We start from the raw sequence: 1,811 nt of genomic DNA on the forward strand, positions 1-1,811 counted from the left end.
TGCCGGCCGTACCCTCATTGCCCAGTGTCCCATTGAGGGCACTGTTGGTGAGGGTGAAGCCCGCCTTATTGATGACGTTACCGACAGAGCTGTCTGTCAGCTTGGCGGTACCAGTCTGATTGAACAGGCCAGCCAGAGCGGATTTCTTGACGATCAGCGTGCCATTGTTGGTTGTTGTATCAGCAACCTTGCTGCCTTCAATGTCAGCCGTACCCTCATTGCCCAGTGTCCCATTGAGGGCACTGTTGATGAGGGTGAAGCCCGCCTTGTTGATGACGTTACCGACAGAGCTGTCTGTCAGCTTGGCGGAGCCAGCCTGATTGAGCAGCGTAGCCAGTGTGCCATTTTGAGCAGTCAGCGTGCCGTTGTTAGTCGTGGTACCAACAACATGACCGCCATCAATCTTAGTTGTGGCATAGTTATTCAGGTTACCACCGATGGAGCTCAGAATATTGAGACGTCCATTCAGAACATCCGTGTCACCCGTATAGCTGTTAGCCCCGCTCAATGTGGTGGTGCCAGTTCCCTGCTGCACAAAAGAGCCAGTGCCGGAGATCGCCTGAGACAGGGTTACGTCATTGCTGTGATCAATGACCAGTCTGCCCTTATTAATGATGTCTGCCGTACCAACGGAGCCTGTTGTGCCGCCGTTACCAAGCTGTAGCGTACCGCCATCAATCTGGGTGGCTCTGGCAAACTGGTTGTCAGAGCTGAGGATGAGTGTGCCAGCGTCAGTCTTGTGAAGGCTGGTTCCACCATCAACCTTGCTGCCATCGATGACAGAAGCGATCTCGGCAGTGAGATTGCTGTCGGCTTCTGCAGAACCTACGCGGATGATCGTGTCATCTGTCGAGGCATACAGGTTGTCGCCCGTGATGAGGTATGTCCCGCCATTCTTGGTAGGAACAAACTGGATAGCAGAGAATGAGACAGGTGAATCGGTTCCATCTGCTGTCTTATCGCTGACACGAACCACACCGGCGTTTGTCCCGCCAAATATGGCCATGTTGCCATTCTGCCACTGGCTGTTGTACTTGCCGTCTGCCTTAGTCCAGCTGGAAATGCCATGGTTGCTGGCAGCCTGCCAGACACCATCGCCGCCATCGATCTTATTGTTACCAATACCGCGTTCCGAACGGTTGGAAGCGGCATCACCATCCCAGAAAATGAAATCATGGGCATCCGTAACAAGGTTGACCTGATTGTCCATGGAGGTCTGTAGCTGCAGATTGCTGCCTGTACCCTGTGTCAGGTTGATCTGCTGCTGTGTGCCATTGAGGCTACCAGCGTAGCTGTAGAGGCGGTAGACACCGGGTGTCAGGGCTGAGTTCTGAGCATCAGGGCCCTGTTCCATAGGCTGGATGGAGAGTGTACCACCAAGCTTCAGGTCGCCTGCGACATTGACGAAGTCATTGTACTTGCCACCTTCCGTATCGGTTTGTCCCAGACGGAAGACCTGCGTGGAGTGATCGTCAAGTGTCAGGTTGCCATGGATGTTCAGGCTTCCAGGAGTGCTTTCCGTACCAGGAGCGAAGGTTGCTCCAGCCCCGATGGATACATCGCCGCCAATGGTTCCGGCACCGCGGAGCGTTGCCCCTTGGGTAACGGATGTCAGGCCTGTGGCGTTTTGGTTGTTACCATTTACGGTCAGCTGTGCCCCCTTCTCAACGAGGGTTTGCCCTTTGTAGGTGTTGTCACCCGTCAGCGTTTCAGTGCCGCCAGCGATGGTCAGGCCGCCTTCACCGGAGAGAGCACCATTGTAGGAATCCCCGGCGTTGGTCAGTGTGAGTGTGCCGCCTTTAGTCAGCGTA

At 54.9% G+C, this 1,811-nt stretch carries 1 protein-coding gene; it reads right to left on the bottom strand.

Annotated features, from left to right (window positions below; all coding sequences use genetic code 11):
* Positions 1-1,811: beta strand repeat-containing protein (locus NQF86_RS09095; RefSeq protein ID WP_266117330.1), on the bottom strand; the 1,811-nt coding region annotated here is incomplete at both ends.

This window comes from Bombella pluederhausensis (assembly GCF_026385525.1).
GTDB classification, from domain to species: Bacteria; Pseudomonadota; Alphaproteobacteria; order Acetobacterales; family Acetobacteraceae; genus Bombella; species Bombella pluederhausensis.